Source organism: Euzebyales bacterium, from assembly GCA_035461305.1.
Classification (GTDB): domain Bacteria; phylum Actinomycetota; class Nitriliruptoria; order Euzebyales; family JAHELV01; genus JAHELV01.
This window is the reverse complement of record DATHVN010000083.1, coordinates 1-2,268: the sequence shown is the minus strand read 5'-3', so window position 1 is coordinate 2,268 and position 2,268 is coordinate 1. Positions and strand designations below refer to the sequence as shown.

Sequence of the window (2,268 nt, the reverse complement as noted above, 5' to 3'; positions counted from 1 at the left end):
CCGGCTGCAGCACGACGGTTACGTCGAGCGTGGTCCCGGCGCCGACGGACGGTCCGTGGCGCTGCATCTCACGGCCGAGGGGAGGACCGTGGCCGCCGATGTGCGACGGGCGCGGGCAGCCGTGCTGGACGGTGTCCTCGGTGGGCTTGCGGATGACGAGCAGGCCGCGGTGGTGCCACTGCTTGAGCGGTTGCTTCGCGTAGTCAACCCTCGAGCGGATGGACGCGCGCGCACGCGGACAGGTGCCGCCCGACGGCTGGCTGTGCCGGCTGTGCGATCTCGCCGCCTGTGGACGCGGCGAGGGCACCTGTCCCGCGGAGAACGCGGTCGCCCAAGCGACGGGCTGACGTTCCCCCGGCGTGCCTCAGCCGTCGCGCTCCACCTGCTGCTTGAGCGTGTCGAGCATCGACTGCCAGAAGGCGGCGGAGTGGTCGCGCATCTCGCTGTTGTCGTTGCCGTCCTGGCTGAGCGTCACCTCGGTCGGCATCGAGCCGACCAGCTCGATCGTGACCGTGTGATAGTTCTCGGGCACGTCGGGCTGTCCGGAGAGCGGGCTGTAGTGCGTGTACTGCAACACGCGTCCCTCCTCCACCCGCAGGACGGTCCCCTTGTCCTCGTAGGCCGTACCCTGCCACTCGCCCTTCCACGTGACGGGGCTTCCCTCCCGCCAGTCGGTGTCGACGGTGGTGCCCACCATCCATCGTGCGATCTGCTCGGGATCGACGAGCGCGCTCCACACCCGACGGCTGGAGGCGTCGATCGATGTCGATGCTCTGGCGACGTCGTTCCGGTCTGCGGTCGTCATAGGTGTCCCCTGTCTTCCACCCGTGGGTAGCTGCCCGCTGCGACAACTCTTCATGTGTGTGACTCAGGCAACATCCAGGTCGACGCGCAACGACCCGGGACCGGCCGGCTCCTCGTCCATGGCGGTCGGCACCGGCTGCGGAAACCAGCGCGTCGCGCGCCGGCACGTCCACGTCCGCCCGCCCTCGCTCCCCCTTGACACGCGGTGCACCACTGCTGATGCTGAATCAGCTCTGCCGTGCTGGGCCGACACATCGACGTGTCGGGTGCGCCGGCTCGCGCGGGCGGCCCGGCTCCAAGGAGGTCGTGTCGTGACAGCGCACGTTGATGACTCTGATGCACGGACGGACGGGGCGCACCCCCCGCCCGCCGACGGTCCAGCGGACGACGCGGTCGTCGCGATACGTGACCTGTGGAAGGTGTTCGGACCGCGCGCCACCGAGGTGCCGGGCTCGTCCGAGCTCGCGGGGCTGTCGCGCCTCGACCTGCTCGAACGGACCGGCTGCACTGCCGCGGTGCGCGAAGTCAGCTTCGATGTCGCACCCGGTGAGGTCTTCGTGGTCATGGGTCTGTCCGGCTCCGGAAAGTCGACGCTGGTCAGGTGCGTGACCCGTCTGATCGAACCGACCGCCGGTCAGGTGCTGTTCGAGGGCGAGGACATCCGGACCGCCGACGACCGACGCCTGCGTGAGCTGCGGCGGAACAAGTTCTCGATGGTGTTCCAGCACTTCGGGCTCCTGCCGCACCGACGGGTGGTCGACAACGTCGCCTACGGCCTCGAGATCCGTGGCACCGGCCGCGCGGAGCGCACCGCCAGGGCGATGGAGGTCATCGACCTGGTCGGCCTGACCGGCTACGACCAGACGTTCCCTGCTGAGCTGTCGGGCGGCATGCAGCAACGGGTCGGCCTTGCGCGCGCGCTGGCGTCCGACCCCGCCGTGCTGTTCCTCGACGAGCCGTTCTCGGCGCTCGACCCGCTGATCCGCCGCGACATGCAGCGGGAGGTCATCCGGTTGCACCACGAAGTGGGCAAGACGATGGTGTTCATCACCCACGACCTGTCCGAGGCGCTCAAGCTCGGCGACCGCATCCTCATCATGCGCGATGGGTACATGGTGCAGATGGGCCGGGGTGACGACCTGGTCGGCGCACCGGCCGACGACTACATCCGCGACTTCGTCCGCGACGTGTCACGGGCCGACGTGCTCACGCTGCGCTGGATCATGCGCCCGCCGCAGCCGGACGACCCGCTCGACGGGCCCGAGCTCGGGCCGGACGTGCTGGTGCGGGATGCGACCAGGGCGGTGCTCGCCGCCGAACGCCCTGTCAAGGTGGTGGCCGACGGCGACCTGCTGGGCATCGTCGGTGACGACGAGATCCTCGGCGTGGTCGCGGGTGACGACGGGGACCGCCCGTGACCACCGCGGCACGGCCGGCCCGCGTCGCGCTGCCACGTCCGTCGAA

Annotated in this window: 2 protein-coding genes; one reads left to right on the top strand and one right to left on the bottom strand. The window is 70.1% G+C overall.

Annotated features, from left to right (window positions below; genetic code table 11):
- Positions 1-364: 364 nt before the first annotated feature.
- A complete protein-coding gene (locus VK923_07780; GenBank protein ID HSJ44564.1) occupies positions 365-805 on the bottom strand; it encodes an SRPBCC family protein in 441 nt (146 codons plus the stop codon).
- A gap of 310 nt (positions 806-1,115) precedes the next feature.
- Between VK923_07780 and VK923_07775 the strand changes: the two genes are divergently transcribed.
- Positions 1,116-2,222, top strand: coding sequence for a betaine/proline/choline family ABC transporter ATP-binding protein (locus VK923_07775; GenBank protein ID HSJ44563.1), 1,107 nt, complete (start codon positions 1,116-1,118; stop codon positions 2,220-2,222).
- Positions 2,223-2,268: the final 46 nt, after the last annotated feature.